This window comes from Enterococcus sp. DIV1375a (assembly GCF_051712205.1).
Classification (GTDB): Bacteria; Bacillota; Bacilli; order Lactobacillales; family Enterococcaceae; genus Enterococcus; species Enterococcus faecalis.
The window spans coordinates 1,945,826-1,963,152 of sequence record NZ_JBIOOM010000001.1 but is presented as its reverse complement, the minus strand read 5'-3'; the positions used below and the strand labels follow the sequence as shown (position 1 = coordinate 1,963,152).

General features: G+C 35.6%; 19 protein-coding genes, 1 tRNA gene and 1 pseudogene. 18 read left to right on the top strand and 3 right to left on the bottom strand.

The features are described 5' to 3' along the window. Window positions 1-2 precede the first annotated feature (2 nt). The 5 genes from IGJ63_RS09525 to IGJ63_RS09505 all read left to right on the top strand — a co-directional run bounded on the left by IGJ63_RS09525 (window position 3) and on the right by IGJ63_RS09505 (window position 6,018). Window positions 3-887 (top strand): hypothetical protein, encoded by an 885-nt coding sequence (locus IGJ63_RS09525; RefSeq protein ID WP_263307091.1) that lies wholly within the window; start codon window positions 3-5, stop codon window positions 885-887. Then, window positions 884-1,810 carry a conjugal transfer protein TrbL family protein gene (locus IGJ63_RS09520; protein ID WP_438746367.1) on the top strand — a complete coding sequence of 309 codons (927 nt, stop codon included), beginning with the start codon at window positions 884-886 and terminating at the stop codon, window positions 1,808-1,810. Before IGJ63_RS09525 ends, IGJ63_RS09520 begins: the two co-directional genes overlap by 4 nt. 14 nt (window positions 1,811-1,824) lie before the next feature. After that, entirely contained in the window at window positions 1,825-2,808 is a 984-nt protein-coding gene (locus IGJ63_RS09515) for a hypothetical protein (protein WP_438746365.1), read from the top strand. A 321-nt stretch (window positions 2,809-3,129) separates the two neighbouring features. After that, window positions 3,130-4,473 carry a DUF3329 domain-containing protein gene (locus IGJ63_RS09510; protein WP_438746363.1) on the top strand — a complete coding sequence of 448 codons (1,344 nt, stop codon included), beginning with the start codon at window positions 3,130-3,132 and terminating at the stop codon, window positions 4,471-4,473. 1,098 nt (window positions 4,474-5,571) lie between these two features. Continuing rightward, window positions 5,572-6,018, top strand: a complete 447-nt coding sequence (locus IGJ63_RS09505) for a hypothetical protein (RefSeq protein WP_438746360.1) — start codon at window positions 5,572-5,574, stop codon at window positions 6,016-6,018. Between the two features lie 121 nt (window positions 6,019-6,139). Here the strand turns inward: IGJ63_RS09505 and IGJ63_RS09500 are convergent. Then, a protein-coding gene (locus tag IGJ63_RS09500) for an IS3 family transposase (protein WP_438746022.1) occupies window positions 6,140-7,296 on the bottom strand; the annotation gives its coding sequence in 2 pieces (ribosomal slippage) (window positions 6,140-7,038 and window positions 7,038-7,296; 1,158 coding nt in all). 93 nt (window positions 7,297-7,389) lie between these two features. Between IGJ63_RS09500 and IGJ63_RS09495 the strand changes: the two genes are divergently transcribed. The 11 genes and pseudogenes from IGJ63_RS09495 to IGJ63_RS09445 all read left to right on the top strand — a co-directional run bounded on the left by IGJ63_RS09495 (window position 7,390) and on the right by IGJ63_RS09445 (window position 13,988). Then, on the top strand, window positions 7,390-7,743 hold the full coding sequence (locus tag IGJ63_RS09495; protein WP_438746358.1) for a hypothetical protein: 354 nt from the start codon (window positions 7,390-7,392) through the stop codon (window positions 7,741-7,743). Window positions 7,744-8,298: 555 nt separating this feature from the next. Beyond that, a pseudogene (locus tag IGJ63_RS09490) lies at window positions 8,299-9,040 on the top strand (DNA/RNA non-specific endonuclease). Between the two features lie 268 nt (window positions 9,041-9,308). Further along, window positions 9,309-9,839: a hypothetical protein gene (locus IGJ63_RS09485; protein ID WP_438746356.1), complete on the top strand. Its 531-nt coding sequence runs from the start codon at window positions 9,309-9,311 to the stop codon at window positions 9,837-9,839. A gap of 17 nt (window positions 9,840-9,856) precedes the next feature. Further along, the gene (locus tag IGJ63_RS09480) at window positions 9,857-10,051 is read left to right on the top strand and encodes a hypothetical protein (protein ID WP_086324582.1); all 195 of its coding nucleotides are present in this window, start codon (window positions 9,857-9,859) and stop codon (window positions 10,049-10,051) included. A 145-nt stretch (window positions 10,052-10,196) separates the two neighbouring features. Next, entirely contained in the window at window positions 10,197-10,334 is a 138-nt protein-coding gene (locus IGJ63_RS09475) for a hypothetical protein (RefSeq protein WP_438746354.1), read from the top strand. After that, a complete protein-coding gene (locus IGJ63_RS09470; RefSeq protein ID WP_086324583.1) occupies window positions 10,331-11,125 on the top strand; it encodes a ParA family protein in 795 nt (264 codons plus the stop codon). The genes IGJ63_RS09475 and IGJ63_RS09470 overlap by 4 nt, the downstream gene beginning before the upstream one ends. 204 nt (window positions 11,126-11,329) lie before the next feature. Next, window positions 11,330-11,584, top strand: a complete 255-nt coding sequence (locus IGJ63_RS09465) for a hypothetical protein (protein WP_263307287.1) — start codon at window positions 11,330-11,332, stop codon at window positions 11,582-11,584. A 12-nt stretch (window positions 11,585-11,596) separates the two neighbouring features. Next, window positions 11,597-11,890: a BRCT domain-containing protein gene (locus tag IGJ63_RS09460; RefSeq protein ID WP_263307288.1), complete on the top strand. Its 294-nt coding sequence runs from the start codon at window positions 11,597-11,599 to the stop codon at window positions 11,888-11,890. Beyond that, on the top strand, window positions 11,887-12,054 hold the full coding sequence (locus tag IGJ63_RS09455; protein ID WP_263307289.1) for a hypothetical protein: 168 nt from the start codon (window positions 11,887-11,889) through the stop codon (window positions 12,052-12,054). Before IGJ63_RS09460 ends, IGJ63_RS09455 begins: the two co-directional genes overlap by 4 nt. A gap of 66 nt (window positions 12,055-12,120) precedes the next feature. Continuing rightward, complete coding sequence (locus IGJ63_RS09450; protein WP_263307290.1) at window positions 12,121-13,506, top strand: ISLre2 family transposase; 1,386 nt, start codon at window positions 12,121-12,123, stop codon at window positions 13,504-13,506. Window positions 13,507-13,915: 409 nt separating this feature from the next. Further along, window positions 13,916-13,988 (top strand) — tRNA-Thr (locus IGJ63_RS09445). 49 nt (window positions 13,989-14,037) lie between these two features. Here IGJ63_RS09445 and IGJ63_RS09440 read toward each other — a convergent pair. Both IGJ63_RS09440 and IGJ63_RS09435 read right to left on the bottom strand, forming a co-directional pair. Further along, window positions 14,038-14,364, bottom strand: coding sequence for an AzlD domain-containing protein (locus tag IGJ63_RS09440; protein ID WP_023894471.1), 327 nt, complete (start codon window positions 14,362-14,364; stop codon window positions 14,038-14,040). Beyond that, window positions 14,351-15,058 (bottom strand): AzlC family ABC transporter permease, encoded by a 708-nt coding sequence (locus IGJ63_RS09435; RefSeq protein WP_002379698.1) that lies wholly within the window; start codon window positions 15,056-15,058, stop codon window positions 14,351-14,353. The genes IGJ63_RS09440 and IGJ63_RS09435 overlap by 14 nt, the downstream gene beginning before the upstream one ends. A gap of 213 nt (window positions 15,059-15,271) precedes the next feature. On the opposite strand from IGJ63_RS09435, the gene IGJ63_RS09430 reads away from it, so the two are divergent. Both IGJ63_RS09430 and IGJ63_RS09425 read left to right on the top strand, forming a co-directional pair. After that, a complete protein-coding gene (locus tag IGJ63_RS09430; RefSeq protein ID WP_002362234.1) occupies window positions 15,272-15,823 on the top strand; it encodes a helix-turn-helix domain-containing protein in 552 nt (183 codons plus the stop codon). 112 nt (window positions 15,824-15,935) lie between these two features. Then, entirely contained in the window at window positions 15,936-17,267 is a 1,332-nt protein-coding gene (locus tag IGJ63_RS09425; protein ID WP_173968652.1) for a hypothetical protein, read from the top strand. The last annotated feature ends 60 nt before the right edge of the window (window positions 17,268-17,327 follow it).

The window sequence follows — 17,327 nt, the reverse complement described above, 5'->3', positions numbered from 1 at the left end:
CGGTGAAAATTTTTGATCGTCGTGTAGAAAAAGAATTAGAAGAGAAAGGCATTCAACCAACAGAAGCGGTGAAAAAACTGGAACATAGCCGACAAGTATTACATGTCGTGATTGGTGTTTTAGCTATATTGGTTTTAGCTCTTGGTGCAGGAGTGCTTTATTTTCATAATAAAAATCAACCACAAGCTACCCCAACCGTTGTTTCTTCTACGAAAGAAGAAACCAACCAACAAGCAAAAACAACTGAATCAACCGTTGATATGGGGGCAGACCATTTATTAAAACTCAGTGCCAAAGAACGAGCAGATGAAGCAACTGCAGCATTTACAAACTGGTATACTTCGTTTAAAAATGATACGCCAATTTTAGAGATCAACGAAGAACTATTAACCGATCCTAGTGGTACAAGTCCGTATGATTTGCAAGAAAAATTAGTGAAGAACATGAAAGACAAGTTTGGGACATTGTTAGCAGATAGCTACTATAGTTCTTTAAGTCAGGCATTAAATGCGAACCCATTAATCATTGATTCAGAAAAAGGATTGACGTGGACATTTGAAGGAGATTTTGATAATTGGTTGATTACTTGGTTGTTCGATACGGAAAAAGATGAAAAGAATACAAAAATTGTGTTACGCAACGATTTTCCTTATGAATGGACGGACTGGGAAAAATTTATAGAGAAAGAACAAAATAAAGAGAAATTTGGAAATGTGCTAAATTCAATTGATTGGGACAATGATATTTCTCATGAAGTAATTACTATTTTAACAGCAAATGATAAAAAGCATATTGAAAATTTAGCTGGAGTATTTGCGGTAATGCAATATAATGAGAAACTAGGTTTTTGGCAATTGACAGGAACAATGGGAGGCGGTAAACAATGAATTTATCAGACACAGTATCAAATATAACAAATACGGTTGGAGATAAAATAAGTGATATCGTCAATGGGGTGAAGGAAAGCGTCGATGCGGTTCTTCACCCCATTGACACGTTATTGGGCAGTTGGGGTTCAGATTTATTGGAAGGGGCGCTGAATCTTGCCAATAAAGTGACATTCGATATTCCCAATATCTCGGTCATTTCTACGATTACAAACGTTTTTACCGTGACAACGACCACTTTTGCGATTTGTATTGTGTTATACAAAGTCATTGAAGCACAGATACAAGCGTCTAATGGAAGTGGAGAAGCCCTCGCCGCAAAAGTAGTGGAACGAATCATTTATTCCGCGATTGCTTTAACGATTCTTCCTTGGGCGTTGAAATACTTTATAACAAATATTGTCACGCCGTTAGGAGAATACGTCATTCAAGATGTGATTAAAACAATCGATATCGATACATTAGGATCAAAGCTGACAAATACGATCATTTCAGGATTTTTTTCTGGAGGACAGTTGCCAGTGGTGATCCTTTTTATATTGTTTGTCTTTTTTGCCTATTCGATTGCGAAATACTTTGTCTCAATCTGCGTATTCTACGCAGATTTTTTAGTATTGACGATGTTAACGCCATTTGTCGCATTGTCCTTACTGACTGACGAACAAAACTATTTTTCGATTTGGATCAAAGAGTTGTTATCACAAACGTTAACGATGTTAGTCAAGCTGATTTTGTATGGCGTACTTTTATATCTGTTATTGGGCGAAAAGATTACTGTAGGCAATTTCATGGTGATGATTGGCTGTGCGTTATTACTGATTAAAACCCCAAGTGCCTTACAAAACATGTGGTATTCAACAAAAGTCCGTCAAGGTGGCGGTATGGGCATGATGCATATGGCAATGAATTTCTTTAGAAAATAGGAAAGGAGAAGAACATGTTTTATTTTACGTTACTCTTACTAGAACCAAAACGAGACCAGGAAAAAATCTCTCGTGAAAAGATATCCATTGATGAATTGAAACAGTTCTCTAAGTATTTAGAAGAACAAACAACAAAAGGAATACCAGTTAAAGCAAGAATTAGTATTTACGAGGAAGAAACAAAAAAAGGTTCAATTGCCCTCAGTACGAATAGAGACGGAACCGACGTATTAGAAATTTTACTCGCACGAGTTTCACAGCCTGAAATTTTGCGTTATCTTGCGGAAAATAGAGGGAAACAATCGAGTCTACCTACTTCGTCTAAAGGAGTAGTGGACGCTCAGAAAGAAGAACCTGAGCAATCGTTTCAAGAGGATCAAGAAGTTTATCACACAAAGGATTTAATAGAATCTGAACCTATTTCTGAAGAAGAACACCATGAGTTATCAGGACAAAATACACGAAAGAACACTAAAAAGTCGACAAAAACACTATCGAAGCAAATGTCAGCACCAAGAGTTTCAACAGCAGAGTGGAAAAACAAGTATGTATTGATTTTAGCTGGACTTGTGGTCCTTTTATTCTTATTGAATGGGTTTCTTTTTTGGAGACAATCAACGCTAGCAAATAAGCTGGAAGCTTGGCAAACAAAAGCAGAGAAAGAAGTCACATTAGTAGAAAAACAACCAAAAATTGACACGACGAGTCGTTTTTTCTTGGCAAACTATTTTAGCCGAGCAAAAGAAGCCCCATACAAAGAAGGGTTGAAGAAATTTGTAGGGACGTCAGTGGAAAAGTGGGAACGCCCGTCAGGGGAACTCAATAGCATGTTTTTATATGAAATCAACGAAGAGAAGAAAAGAACAGAAGTGAATTACATTTTGACCATAAAGGAAGAGAAAGCGACAAAAGTAAAGAAAATCTCTTTTCATGTTAAGAATAAAGAGAACACAGTTTTGGTGGTGTCTCAACCTAAAATAGAAGATTTTTCTTGGTAAGCGGTTAGTTGATCTAATCGCTTACTACCTATTTTACGATTAATTAAGAAAGGAGTGAGTGATGAAGCATGGATAAAGTAGAGACAATCAAGAGTATCGTAGAGAAGATTCATGTAAAATTACAATAGGAGAGAGAAATGGACTAAACTGAACATTCAGATATAGAAAATTATTTGATGGATAAGTGCTACTTAATTTGAGAAATAGTACAAATTATTTGTTGAAATATAGATTCTGTATGTCTTAATTTGCCACTGCCAAATAATAAATTTATGTTATACTAAGTTATATTTTGAAATAAAGAGGAGGTAATTGTCTGGAATGATTAAAAAAATTAAGAGCAACAGACATTTATTTATTGTTTTATTTTGTATTTTTGTGTTTATGCTTATTTTAAATAGTATGTCCCCTTTGGTATACGACGATTATTCTTATTTTGTAAAAACCTCAAGTATAAAAACAATTTTATCTGACGAATATCAACAATATATGACATGGACTGGTAGATCAGTAGTCCACGTTATTTTTCGATTTTTTACTAAACTTCCAAAAATATATTTTAATGTATATAATTCTTGCATGTTTTCTATATTGGTTTATCAAATTATTATGTTTTCTTCCATAATAAAAGATCGGTCTACTAAAAATGTTTATCTAAAAGGGTTTATAATATTTTCCTTAATGTGGATTTTTACTCCAGCTTTCAATAATGTTTACTTGTGGATGGCTGGTTCTGTGAATTATCTCACTGCAATGGTGATTATGTTATCTTTTATTCTGATTTATCATCGATATATAGCAGAATCTGAAGAACAAAATAATAGTCTTTTTAAAACAATAGGCATGCTTTTTTTAGGTATAGTAGCCGGTTGGTGTAACGAAAATACTTCTGGAGGAACGTTGTTCATTGTTATAGCATATACTGTTCTTTCCTATTTTTATAAGAAGAAAAAAATTGAAAAATGGATGATCGCAGGTATTGTTGGAAATATTGTGGGTTTTCTTTTTATGGTAATGGCACCTGGCAACGACATCAGAGCTACTTATTTTGATAGAAGTAATCTTTCAATCTTTTGGAAGATTCTTGATGCAATCCCTGCAATCAGTCATGCGTTACAGGATAATGCTATGTTCCCTCTAACGATAGGATTAGCTTTGCTTGTTTTATCATACTTAAATAGTAGTTTTACACTTAGCAATATTTTAAGTTCGTTATTTTTCGTGGGAGGTATATTGACAATAGGAGTGCTTGCAATTTCTCCAACTGCGTTATCTTGGTCTAGATCTTATTTCGGAGGAGTTATTTTTCTTTTCATATCTATAGTAATTAGCCTTTTTGAATTATTAACAAATTTTGATAAAATTAATAAAGTTGTTTTTTCTATGATATTCAGTTATTTAATGGTTAGTTTTTTATTACTTTTTTTCAATGGAACTGCTGACATATATAAAAACTATGTAAGTTACAAGAATCAAAATGAATCTATTAAAAGGCAAATTAAGAATGGTGAAATGGATATAGTTGTTCCACCATTAAATTACAAGCCAAAAACTATTTATCCAATTCACAATAGTAATGATATTACTCCAGATAAAAGTAATGAGAGAAATAGAAATGTTGCTGCATATTGGGGAGTGAACTCTATTAGGGTAGAAGAAAAATAGCAAAACCCAATATTTTATTTTTGTAATATATTAATGTTTAGACAAAAAAGAGTTGTCAACTGAGTCCCCCCTTTTTGTCTACAGTCTGGACGATCCTTTTCAGGATTGTTTGATTCTCCATTTTTACCATTCTCTACGCTTTCTAACTGCGAAAGAAGATCGAAGCTTTAAAAAAGGACAAGGCAAGTCGTTACGCGCACTTTTTCCTTTTTTTTGAGGGATATGAAAATTTTAAATCTATCTGATCAGATGATTCAAGAATTTTATAAAGAAGGAATGTTAAAAAATTTCTTTTTTGAAGATAAAAAAATTCAAATAACTAGTAGTTTTCAAGCTTTTGTTTCCTATTTTGAGAAATATTATCACAATAAAAACTATTATGTGATTGCTGTGCTACAAATCTTTTTTTGTAGAAAGTATAGGATATATTATTGTTTTTATGTTTCAAATGATAAAAGATGGTGGAAGAAAGAGAATTAAAAATAATATACAAGATTAAATGATATTTTTTAGAAAAAGGCAAGCATTTGTTTGCCTTTTTTTGTTTGAAATAGATAGATGGAACAAAAGAGGTATTTCGCCAGCGGTGCAGTCGCCCTTGGCTCAGAACATACCTCTTTTTCGTTTGTTGGGCCATTGTCCATTAAATTCTTGGTGACTCCGTTCCTCCGTCAGTCGAATTTACCTTTGTTTGCGCCGTTCCTCTGCAAAGTCGGTACATGGACACTGCCCCATTTTTGTGTAAAACACAAAAGGCAAACGAGTAGATCAAATATATGCGTTCGCTACTCTCACGCTAAAAAAGGAAATAAACCCTTCAGGATTATTCCATTCTCAATTTTTTGGTTTTGCGCTCCATTTTTACCATTTCCTACGCTTTCTAACTGCGAAAGCAGGTCGAAGCTTCAGCGCAAGCGCTGTTCAACCTGTTTCTCGTAAGAAGCTTCAAAAAAGGACAAGAGCAAGACAAGTCGCTACGCGCCCCTTGTCCTTTTTTTGAGGAAATGGTAAAAGCTCCGCAACAAAACGCAAAAAATTCAGCCTTTTGGCTCACGTTAGGCGTAGCGTAAAACCAAAAAATAAAGGAGTGCAATTTAAATGATGAAAAAAATTGAAATCAGTAAGGAAGAATTGAAAAAAGAGGCAATCAAACGTATGGAGTGCCTTGATTTATCAAGAAAAGTAATTCTTCAATTTCAAAAGAAGAATGAGGTTCGTATTTGTCCGCATTACTTTTTTGGAAAGAGTATGCCAGTAAATTCTGAAATACAAGAAGTGATTCATCAGTTTGAAAAACGAACAGGTGGACTGGTTTACTATGTATTAGCTACTCCATATGTTGACTTGAATAATCAAAAGAATATTATGACCATGTACAGCTTATTTTATGTGAGCAAGTATAGCGAAGAATGGGAAGCAGATATTTTAGATATGTCAGAAAATTATCAGATTACTTATGTTTATAATGCCAATTATCCTGAACTTTCAGAACTAGGAACAATTGCTTTCAACAAGATTAATGGGGGCTTACAACGGTTAGGTTAATGAATTAGGAGGTAAATTAAAAAATGACTCACGAAACAATGATTTTAGAAAGTATGGAACGTATGAAAATTTTGAATCTATGGATAGATGTCAATAAAGTAGACACAAAAAGAGAAGATACTTAAAGACATTCAAAGTAAAGAGCCTCCTTTTCATTTGGTGTAAGCATATCTAATGTTCCGTGAGGACGTTTGGTGTTATAGAATCCTTCAATGTAAGCGAAACAAGCCAAACGTACTTCTTCGATTGAATGGAATGAACGGCGATTTAATTCTTCTTTTTTCATATATTTAAAAAAAGCTTCGGTAACGGCGTTATCCCACGGATAACCTGGTTTTGAAAGAGAATGGACAATCGGATGATGCTCTATAAACTTTCTAAATTCAAAAGAGGTATATTGAGACCCTTGATCTGTATGAAAAAGAACAGGATTCATTAATTTTCGAGAATGAAGTGCTTTTTCTAATGTTTGAATGGCTAGTTTTGTATCAATCGTTGATCCTACGGTCCAAGCAATTACTTTTCTAGAAAACAAATCTAAAACGACACACAAATACGCAAATGTTTTCTTACCGATGGGGATATAAGAAAAATCACTTGTCCAAACTTGATTTGGTGCAGGTGGATTGAACGCTTGGTTTAGATGATTTGGCCGTGTCAAAGAAACCTTGTTTTTCCTTTTTTTGAAAACAGGCTTTACTGTAGACATTTTTGGGAGGTCCATTGCTTTCATCAAGCGATAAACACGACCAATACTAATCGAAATGCCATAATCACGCAAAAGAATCTGGCGGATTTTTGCAGCGCCAAGACGTTTTTGAGAAGAAGTATAAATTTCTAAAATCACTTTTCTTAGGTGTTGATTTTCTTTTGTTCTTGGGGCTACTTTTCCAGAAAAGCGTTTGTAATAAGTGGAACGATTGACTTTGAGTACACGACAGAGTGTAACAATACTGTGTTCATATCGAAGAATGTGTATGGCTTTTAATCGTTCGTCAAGCGAGGCGTGAATATGGCAATCGCTTTTTTTAGGATTAAATTTTCCTCCTCGAGTTGCGCATTTCGTTTTTGTAGCTGTTTGATTTGACGGGCCGTAAGGATCGTGTCATCGTCAATTTTTACTTTGGAATATTGTTTGACCCAACGAGCAATTGAAGAAAGAGCAATGCCGTACTCCTTAGCTAAAGCATTTTGAGTTTTACCACTTTCGTGAAGTTTTACAATGGATTTTTTAAACTCTTCGTCAAATTTACGTGGTGATTTTCTGTTATTTACCATATTAAAAATTCCTTTCAAAATTTCTGTCTATTTATTTAATAGTATACCAAAAAATGTGTCCACTTTATTAGGATACATGCACTATCTAATCAGATGATTCAAGAATTTTATAAAGAAGGAATGGTAAAAAATTTCTTCTTTGAAGATAAAAAAATTCAAATAACTGGTAACTTTCAAGCGTTCGTTTCCTATTTTGAGAAATATTATCACAATAAAATCTATTATGTGATTGCTGTACCACATATCTTTTTCGGCAGAAAATATAGGAATAGCAAATTATATTATTGTTTTTATGTTTCAAATGATAAGAGATGGTGGAAGAAAGAGAAAAGAGAATTAAAAAAGGATATACAAGATGTCTGTGTATATGAAGAAAAGAATGGTATTTATACTTTTGAAACAATCCATTTTCAGATAGAAAAAGGTCGATTAAATGATATTTTTTAGAAGAAGGCAAGCATTTGTTTGCCTTTTTTGTTTGAAATAGATAGAAGGAACAAAAGAGGTATTTCGCCGGCGGTGCAGTTGCCCTTGGCTCAGAACATACCTCTTTTTCGTTTGTTGGTTCATTGTCCATTAAATTCTTGGTGACTCCGTTCCTCCGTCAGTCGAATTTACCTTTGTTTGCGCCGTTCCTCTGCAAAGTCGGCACATGGACACTGTCCCATTTTTGTGTAAAACACAAAAAGCCAAACGAAGGATTGAAGTTCGTTCGCTAAAGCTCACTCTCAAAAAAGGAAGAGAATAAATGTCCCATTTATTCTGATTCGGTTCGTCGTGGGACGACGAGAGGGTTGGCCGCCTAAGCGTCCAAAAATGGTTTTTCCCTCTTTGCAACAGATGACACGGTGCTTACGACGATTGGCAATTTCCTAGATTATGTACCGGATCAAGAATGGTTAAAAACAATCTTGCCCCAACTGATCGAAAAACAAACTGGAAACCTGCCGATTGAAAAAGTTAATATTTTTAATCGCTATGAAGAAATGAGGTAGACAACCAATGAAGAAACTAAAAAAAGGTTTATGGGGCATTTTCGCCTTGATTGGCTTGGTCGTGGTTGGTTCTGAATGGAATCAATCACCAACAGACCTAAGCGCAGACTTAAGCAAAACCTTTCATGATGTAACACAGTTTTTTGCCGATAAGCCAGCTCAAGAACAAGAAGCTACAGTTAACGCTGGACAAAAGCAAGTAGAAATAGTTAATCACAACCAACCAAGCTTTTCCGAAAAAGAATTATCGTTAGAACTAGGTGCTTGGCAACGATTTTACAAATTGGATCGGTTAAACCGTGTAGGAGAAGCGAACGCCATGTTACATAAGAGCATGATGCCAAATGAGAAACGTGAACGCTTGTATATCGATCCTACTGGATGGAAACAAAAGAAAATGAAAAATGGCTACTATCTCTATAATCGCTGTCACTTGATCGGGTTTCAATTGACTGGAGAAAACAACAATCCAAAAAATCTGATGACAGGTACACGATCATTTAATACGCCTGGCATGGTGGAATATGAAAATCAAGTCCGCTGAATATCTACGAAAAACAGGAAATCATGTACGCTACCGAGTGACGCCTCATTTCAAAGGAGACGAACTTGTCGCAAGAGGTGTACAACTGGAAGCACAAAGTATAGAAGACAATCAGATTTCTTTTAACGTGTATATCCACAACACACAAGAGGGCTATACAATCGATTATTTAACTGGTTCATCAAGAGCAACTAACAAGGAGTGAAGAACGTGTATCAATTTTCCAATCGCGAGTGTTTTGAGGGAAGATTTTTGATCCCAATTAATCAATTCAATCAACGTTATCATTGGCCGCCAAGCTATATAAAGTGTGATTGCGAAGAATTGGCAGAACATCAAATGAGAAGAAACCAAGGCCATTTCTATCCGACATATATTTGGGAATGTCCCAGCTGTAAAAGTAAGTATCGATTAATACGAGGCACAAGAAATTTTGAACGTCTTTCTTAAAAAAAGTTTTTAGAGGTGAATGGATGGAATTACAGGAGTACGTTGATCGTTATATCGAAATCATTAAAACAGGTGTGACTCGTCTATATCCTGAATGTGATTTGACGAGTCGGCGCTCCTTGAATCTTTTGCATAATGAGTATTTGTTTGCGGTACAAGAATATGAGTGTTATGTAGCCAAGCACAAACGCAAACCAGACTATCATGTATTGATGGAACACTTCGAGGAATGGGGAATCAATCGGTCAGAGTTGTTTCAGGAAAACGAACGAGTGATCTCAGAGGAAGACTTCCTGGAATACTACTTAAAATATGTACAAAGCAGCGGCTTGTTAAAAGTCAGTGAATATACAGAAGAAGATTATCGGTTTATTTTGCAGCGTGAAAGATATTTAGCAAGCCAAATGTTCAAAAAGAATTGTCCTGGTATATATGGTTATCAAGAATTAAATATTCGTCAGTCGAAAAAAAGACAAGACTATTGCTTAAACGTATTGAAAAGACGATTTGAAGCAGATTGTGTCGGATTTTACGCGGGAATGAAAATGAAATAATCAAGGAGGAAAAACAAATGGAAAAGAAGTATCGAGCAAAATTATCGCCGAGTTTATCCAAACGAAAAGAGGAACGCTATGTCATGGTAGATACAGAAACAGGTGAAATTGTCGATGACTGCCGAGGTTATGGCTTTAAAAGCAAGCATGCAGCTTATGCTTGTTTTGGTTATAAATACACGCGGATGAAACGAGGAGAAGCTTTTTCATAAGTGATTTTTAGACAAAAAAGACAGTCCTTAATCTGTAGAGAAAATTAAGGACTGAAAATAAAAAGCTCCACATGTGAACCCAATAGCTCCACATGTGGAGGAGAAAGCAAGAATTGATTGTATGGTTTCTCGGGAAGTAAAAGAGATGTGGCATGAAATTACAGAAAATGACCGTCGTTTTAGTTCAGAACGATACTATCCTGCCCATACATTAGAACGAATGATTCGAGCAGAGTATCAGGTAATGAAAACATTTGGTGTTCAAGGAGGAAGAAAAAAATGACAAAATTTATCACAGTGAACAATAAAAAAGGTGGCACAGGAAAAACGAGCGTATCTTGTATGTTAGCAGTATATCTTTCAAAGTTTGGAAAAACATGTTTGATTGATTCAGATGAAAGTGGCAATGCGACAAAGCGGTTTGCGGAAGAAATAAAAGAACAAGCAGAATTAACACGATTATTTAGACGTCAAGAAGTGGTCCCAATGGCAGTAAGAGAACAGTTGGATTTAGTCGCAGGTACAGCTGAATTAGAGCTAGTAAATGCAGAGTTGATTCAACGAATCAATAATACGTTGATTTTTAGTAGCTATTTACGTCAGTTTGACACGTTCAAGAACTATGATTATGTGGTAATTGATACACGAAACGATAGTAATATCATTACAAATAACATGTTAGCAGCGTCAAATCTTGTCTTAGGCGTATCTGATCCAAGCGCAGACGGTTTTGAAGCCCTTCTAAATTTAAATGATCATATTGAGTACCTAGCAAGCGAATTGACAGATGTATTCACGGGAAAAAGCTATGTTCATGCGCAGGTACGTTATGTAGGAAATCAAATTGCGCATAATACCGATGTTTCTCGACAATTTAAGGAAATAATTGTAGGGAATGATACGTTTTTAGGCTATTTCCAAGATCGTACGGCATTCAACGAAGCTAGCTTACAACGTATTTCGTTGTTAGAGTTGTTTGAGCAAGAAAAATATCAGCAAAAACAATACCAGGAGTTTAAGAAGCAAACGTATGAATTATTAGAGAGAATCAAGCAATGTGTCGATAGTCTTTAGGAGGCGAGCGAAGCAATGCCTCCTAAAAGACCTATGTAAAAGACCTATGTAAAAGACCTATGTAAAAGACCTATGTAAAAGACCTATGTAAAAGACCTATGTAAAAGACCTATGTAAAAGACCTATGTAAAAGACCTGATGGTTTTCTTGTTAAAATTTGGATGTATTGAGTAAAATAATGAAAGACAGAAAGGAAATGATCTCATGAATCACTTTGAAGCTATCCAACAAAAAGCCGCTACAAAAAAACAAGAGACGGCAAAAAACATTGTGCAACCTTCCAATGCGATAAAGAAGATGGCGAATCAAAAGAAAGAACGAAAAGAAGATTTCATTTTTTCGTTGTATCCTTCTGATCGAGAAAAATTAAATGAATTAGCCAAACAAGCTGGCTATGTTACTCCGCAAGGACGTCCAAACGCTTCCGCATTTTTTACGGCGTTAATTCGTCAATTGTAAGAGGTAGGAAAAATGAATGAGGTCTTTGTGTTTACCGGAACTTTGGACTGTTTTACGCGCAAACAAGCACAACACCTAGTGATTGCTTTAGGTGGTCGCGTCCAGCATTCAGTCACGAAAGAAACGACTTACTTAGTTGCTGGAAAACAGCCAGTAACGCTGTTTCATTCTGGAGAATCATTGAAAAGAAAACAAGCTCTCGAAAAACGAGTGAAGATCATATCAGAAGAGGCGTTTTTGCGTTTGTGTATCGAACAACTGACAAAGTATCAAAAGATCGAAGCAGAAAGGAAAAACGAGTTGTGACAAATGAAACTTTTTTAGCACATATTAACGACGCATTGGCACAGTCTGAGTTATCTCAAACAGAACGTAAACAACTAGAAGACTTACTAAAAAGCTTGTTTGAGAAATATACGTCAGAAGAACTCTCACAGCTATTGCTTGAGATTATTAAACCAATGCACTAATCATACCAGGTTTTTGTACCTGGTAAATACATAATCAACAAAGACAGAAAGGACAAGAAGAAAAACATGTTTGCCGCTTTTTTGACAGACTTGCACGAAATTTTATGCACCGACAACGACGGTTTAGAGAAAGAGAAACAATTAATGAATTATTCTGCGAATCTAATGAATCGTGTTTTCCAATCATGGATCAATTGGCAGGAGCCACAATTGATTCAAAGCTACCAAGCAAAAGGATATACCGTTGGAAAAGCTGTCGAACGTAGTGTGCAGTTCTTATTTGGCGTGCTTACGTATACAAGAAAATCTGTCGAAAGAAATGGACACATCATTTACCCAATTGATGAATGTCTTGGTTTAGAGCGATACGATCGTTATTCCTTACGAACAAAATATGCCTTGGCAGAATTAAGTATGGTGACTTCCTACCGGAAGGCGTCGGAATTGATTGAGGTGGTTGGTAATGTTCAAGCCTCAAAAGATACTGTCATGAAAGTCGTTCATGAATACGAGATGAAATACAAAGAACATGAAGCGTATTTAGAAGAATATGGCACAGAAGGAAAGCGTACAGTGGACTATCTCTATATCGAAGGGGATGGTGTATTTGTGGGTGGCAAAGATGGAAAAAACAAGGAATTGGCCCATTTTATCGTTCACGAAGGAATAGAAACCAACGGGCAACGGAAAATGACTAAAAATCTCAAACAATTTGTCGGTTTAGGGCATAAGAAAACGTTGGATCATGTAGAAAACTATTTGTATCGTACCTATGACTTAAAAAACACCGTGATTGTGACCAATTCAGACGGTGGGAAAGGGTATAGCCAAAAGACGTTTAAAAGTCTTTTGCCGATAGTAAAACACCACGAACACTTTTTAGATCGTTACCATATCACATTGAAGCTAGAACAGCGTGTTTTTGTGCCAGAATTAATTTCTGTCTTTCAGAAGGCGATCAATAAGTATTCTACAAAAGACCTACAATGTGCTTTAGATACGTTAGAATCACATGCAGAAACCAAAGAACAAGAAAATCATGTCAAAAAGTTACGAGCGTATTTGCGACGAAATTGGAAAATTATCAAGCCGTATCACTTACGCAAGTTATCTGGTGAAAAACAAGGAATTGGTATTATGGAAAGTCTGCACCGAATTTTGACTTTCCGTATGAAGAAAAATAGTAAATACTGGGGAAGAGGTTTAGAGGCAATGGCTTGGTTATTGACCACGAAACGCAATGGTACACTAAAAGAAATCTTTTTAGAGAAGTGGAAAGAAGCCTTTGCGTTGGATGATCGCTTGGTGGCAGAGCTAGGAAATTGCCCAAATCACTTTTTCGAGGACGAACGGCAAAAAGTAGACGATGTAAAAACCTATGCCATCAACTATCACAACCCCTCCAAACGAACCAAAGAACGCTTGGATTGGTACAAAGGCAACGAAAACTAAAAAAACTCTTTGCAGAAAGTGCAAAGAGCCACGTAAACTAGTCGCGCACTGCAATCAGTCTACTTAATCGTTCTTTAATTTAGACAAACTAATTTTACTTTGTTTTTGCGCTATTTACAAGGGGGAACGTTAATTCCCCTTCGTCATAAAATAAAACGTTTAGAAAAAATTTTTGACTTCTTACTTGAAAAACGAGCGAAATATGTTAAAGTAAAAGGGAAGAAAACAGTCAAGGAATAAATAAAACGTAAATAAAATAACAAAAGATAAAAGCATGCGCACAGCGTGTTTTTAATCTATCTTTAATTTAGACGGGAGAAAAGAGCTTCTGGGAAAATTAGAGACACATACTAAATAACAAACAGACTTTACAAATAAAGTAGAAAGTCCTATAATAGATTTGTTTCAGGCCAGCTTAGCTCAGTTGGTAGAGCAACGCACTCGTAACGCGTAGGTCACAGGTTCGATCCCTGCAGCTGGCATCTAAAAAAACAGACAGGCACTACCATCTGGTAGTGCCTGTCTGTTTTTTTAGATAAAATATTGGATTAGTGCAAATGAAGCAATGCCTACCAGTACAATAAGCAATAAGTTTTTAGTAAGTATTGCGGCTAAAATGGTAGGAAATGAAGCGAATAAATAAGGAAGATTGAGGCTTGGTAAATGTCCTATTCTTTGTTCAAATAAGCTACTAAACCATAAGGCGGACATAATCACAATGGGAACAAAACTTAGATATTCTAATAATTTCTGTGGCAGACAGATTTTTTTTAAAAGTAAAAATGGCAGTATTCTTGAAAGCCAGGTTGCAACGGTACAGCCTAAAATTGTTAAAAAGAGATACTCAGAAGAAGGCATGTTTTATCATCACTCCTATTCCACACCCGATTAACGTGACAACTAAGACAATTAAATTACTGGGAATAAAAATTAGTCCAATAGACATCAACCCAAAAGTAATCAGGACCATGATGAGTTGTAAAGCGATTTTCATGGAACGATCACTAATTATCTGCAGATAAAGTAAACCAATGAACATAGCCACGACCGCAAACTCAAGACCTAATGCTTGAGGGTTTGCAATAAAGCGCCCTAGATAGGCACCGATAATCGTCGAAAAAAACCAAGTCGCATAGGAAATCAAATTGGCAGCATTAAACCACTCAAAACTTAAACGTCCTTTGGTGTGGTTTAATTTATTCATTCCTAGTGCAAAACTTTCATCCGTCAGTAAGGTTCCCAACCAGAGATTTTTACCGAGAGATTCGGCTTTAAAGTAAGGCGCAATGGTCATTCCCATAAGAATCATACGTGCATTTACTAAGAAAGTCGCTAACACAATAGATAAGATAGGGCTGCCGCCAGTCAACATACTAACTGTTACAAACTGAGCAGATCCTGCAAAAATAAAAAACGACATCGCACTAACAATAAGAGGGGAAAAACCTGCTGCTTGTCCTACGATACCAAAAGCAATGCCAATACCAATATAGCCAAAAACCGTTGGCAAGGCTTCACGAATGCCAGTGCGTGCATCTAATTGGTGGTTCATTCTCTTTTTTTCCTTCTTTCTGTATAAAATTTAAACACGTGTGTATGAAAATCTAGACCTTCGATAATGAGACACAACGAGCGAATGAGCGTTTTCATTATTAACCACTCCTTTTGAACAACTAAGATATATATTGTATAATACAATAAAGAATACTTTTGTTCAATATATTAAACTTTTGGATGATAAAAAGAAACAGAAGGAGCAACTATTTTGGAGATTAATACAATTATTGGCAATAATTTAAAAAAAATTAGACAAGAAAAAAAACTTACGTTAGATGAACTAGCTGGGATAACCGGAGTGAGTAAAGGGATGCTTTCGCAGATTGAAAAAGGAACCACCAATCCTACCATAAATACAATTTGGAAAATAAGTAATGGACTCAATGTTCCATATACGTATTTATTAGAAGATGACTATGTTAAAGAAAATCCCGTGGTTAAAAAAACTGAGACGGTAACACAACATTCTGAAGATCACTCCTATCGAGTCTTTAATTACTACTCGGACAACCAGGAAAGAAACTTTGAACTCTTTCAGTTTGAATTAGATCCAGGGAAAAAGTATCAAGCTGTTGGGCATTCAAAACGTTCGACAGAATATGTCATGGTTATTCAAGGAGCATTAGCTCTTGAAGTGGGCGGTCAGAGATACCTTCTTCCAAAAGACGCCGCTATGTATTTTGATGCTAATCAAGTACACACGTATATAAATGACGGAACAGAGAAAGTCCAAGCTGTCGTCATTAACTATTATACGTAACAGTGGAAAATAAACATTAGGAAATTGCTGCATCTGTTATTTTATGGACAAAAAAAGTAAACAATGCTACCCTAAAAATAATAGAAAATGAAAGATAAAAGAAGAGGTCAAAATGAATAAAAAAATTGAAAGTCTTGGTAATACAGCATTAAGTTTACTAAGTAATACGATTATTGTTGTGCCTTATTTACTTTACATTCAATTGAGTGATGGACACAACCTTCTAACAATTTTACCATTTGTCTTATTTTATACATTGCGTATGACAGGCATTTTTCTGGTTCGAGGAATTAATTTGTCTTTGACTAGTCTAGGTCTACTAAAGATTTCTCTATTGCTAGGCTTGGCAGGTTCCTTAATTGGGATCGCCGGCGCTTTTTCTTTCCCGCTTTATAGTATTTCAGGAATGTTGTTAGGACTTAGTGGGGCGTTGTTGCCACCAAGTAATCAATCAATTCGCTTTTTCTTGAAAGAAGAAGGTCAAAAAATTAGTCACAGCAATCTTTTAACGACAGTCTTATTGACCGCTGTTTTATTTGGCGCTTTATTTTTTAAAGCGACTGAGATTGGACTGGCGTTATTGGTGTACGCGCTCTATTTTCTGGTTGCTTTAGTAGCAATCAAGAGCTATCCTGTTTCATTAAACGAGCTAGAAGAAGAATCAGCAGAAGTTTCACGAAAAGAATTAATTCTGTTTGTTATCTTTTTTGTGTTATTACTTTTATTAAGAAGTGGTCGCTTATTAACGAATGCGGTGGAATTTGATTATGCGATTGTTGGCGCCTGCTGTTTCTTTGTGGTGGCTGTCCTTTTCGTTAGTCATTATGGCAAACGCGGCGCATATAAAGTATCATTAGAAATGAATCTTGCGACCTTGATTAACGGGATTGTGGGGAACTATTTATTTTTATTTGGTTCCATTTATGTTGCAGGGGTTTACGGCAGAGCTCATATGGGCATCTATCTCTATTTACCTTATGTTTTAGGGATGATTTTTGCAATGATTGCAGCTAGTAAAACGAAACAATGGTCAAACAACATACCAATGGTTGGTCTGGCGGGAAGTTTGGGAATATTACTTTTTACCTCGTGGACTATTTTAGGCCTGTTTCTCTTGAGTTTTTTCAAAAGCACATTGAACAGCTTTTTAGCTAGGCGATATTATCAAGAGACAGATTTGCCTAAAGATAGCCGCATCCTTATCAAATATACAACACAAACAAAAGGGAGTTTATTCCATCAATTTATTTTGATGGCGCTTATGTTAGTCACTGTAGTAGGCAAAGGTGGTACGACACAATTTTTATTAGAATTGACTGGCGGCAAAGGCATTTCAATGCAAACAAGTCAATTTTTAACTTTCATTAAAAATAGTAACTCGCTCTTAGTGTTATTGTTTATTGCAGTTTATTTCGTGGTCGTTTTTCGTCAAAAGAAACGATAATTTACAAATATTAATAAAAAAATACTTGGAAAAACAGTGATTGTAGCTGATTTTCCAAGT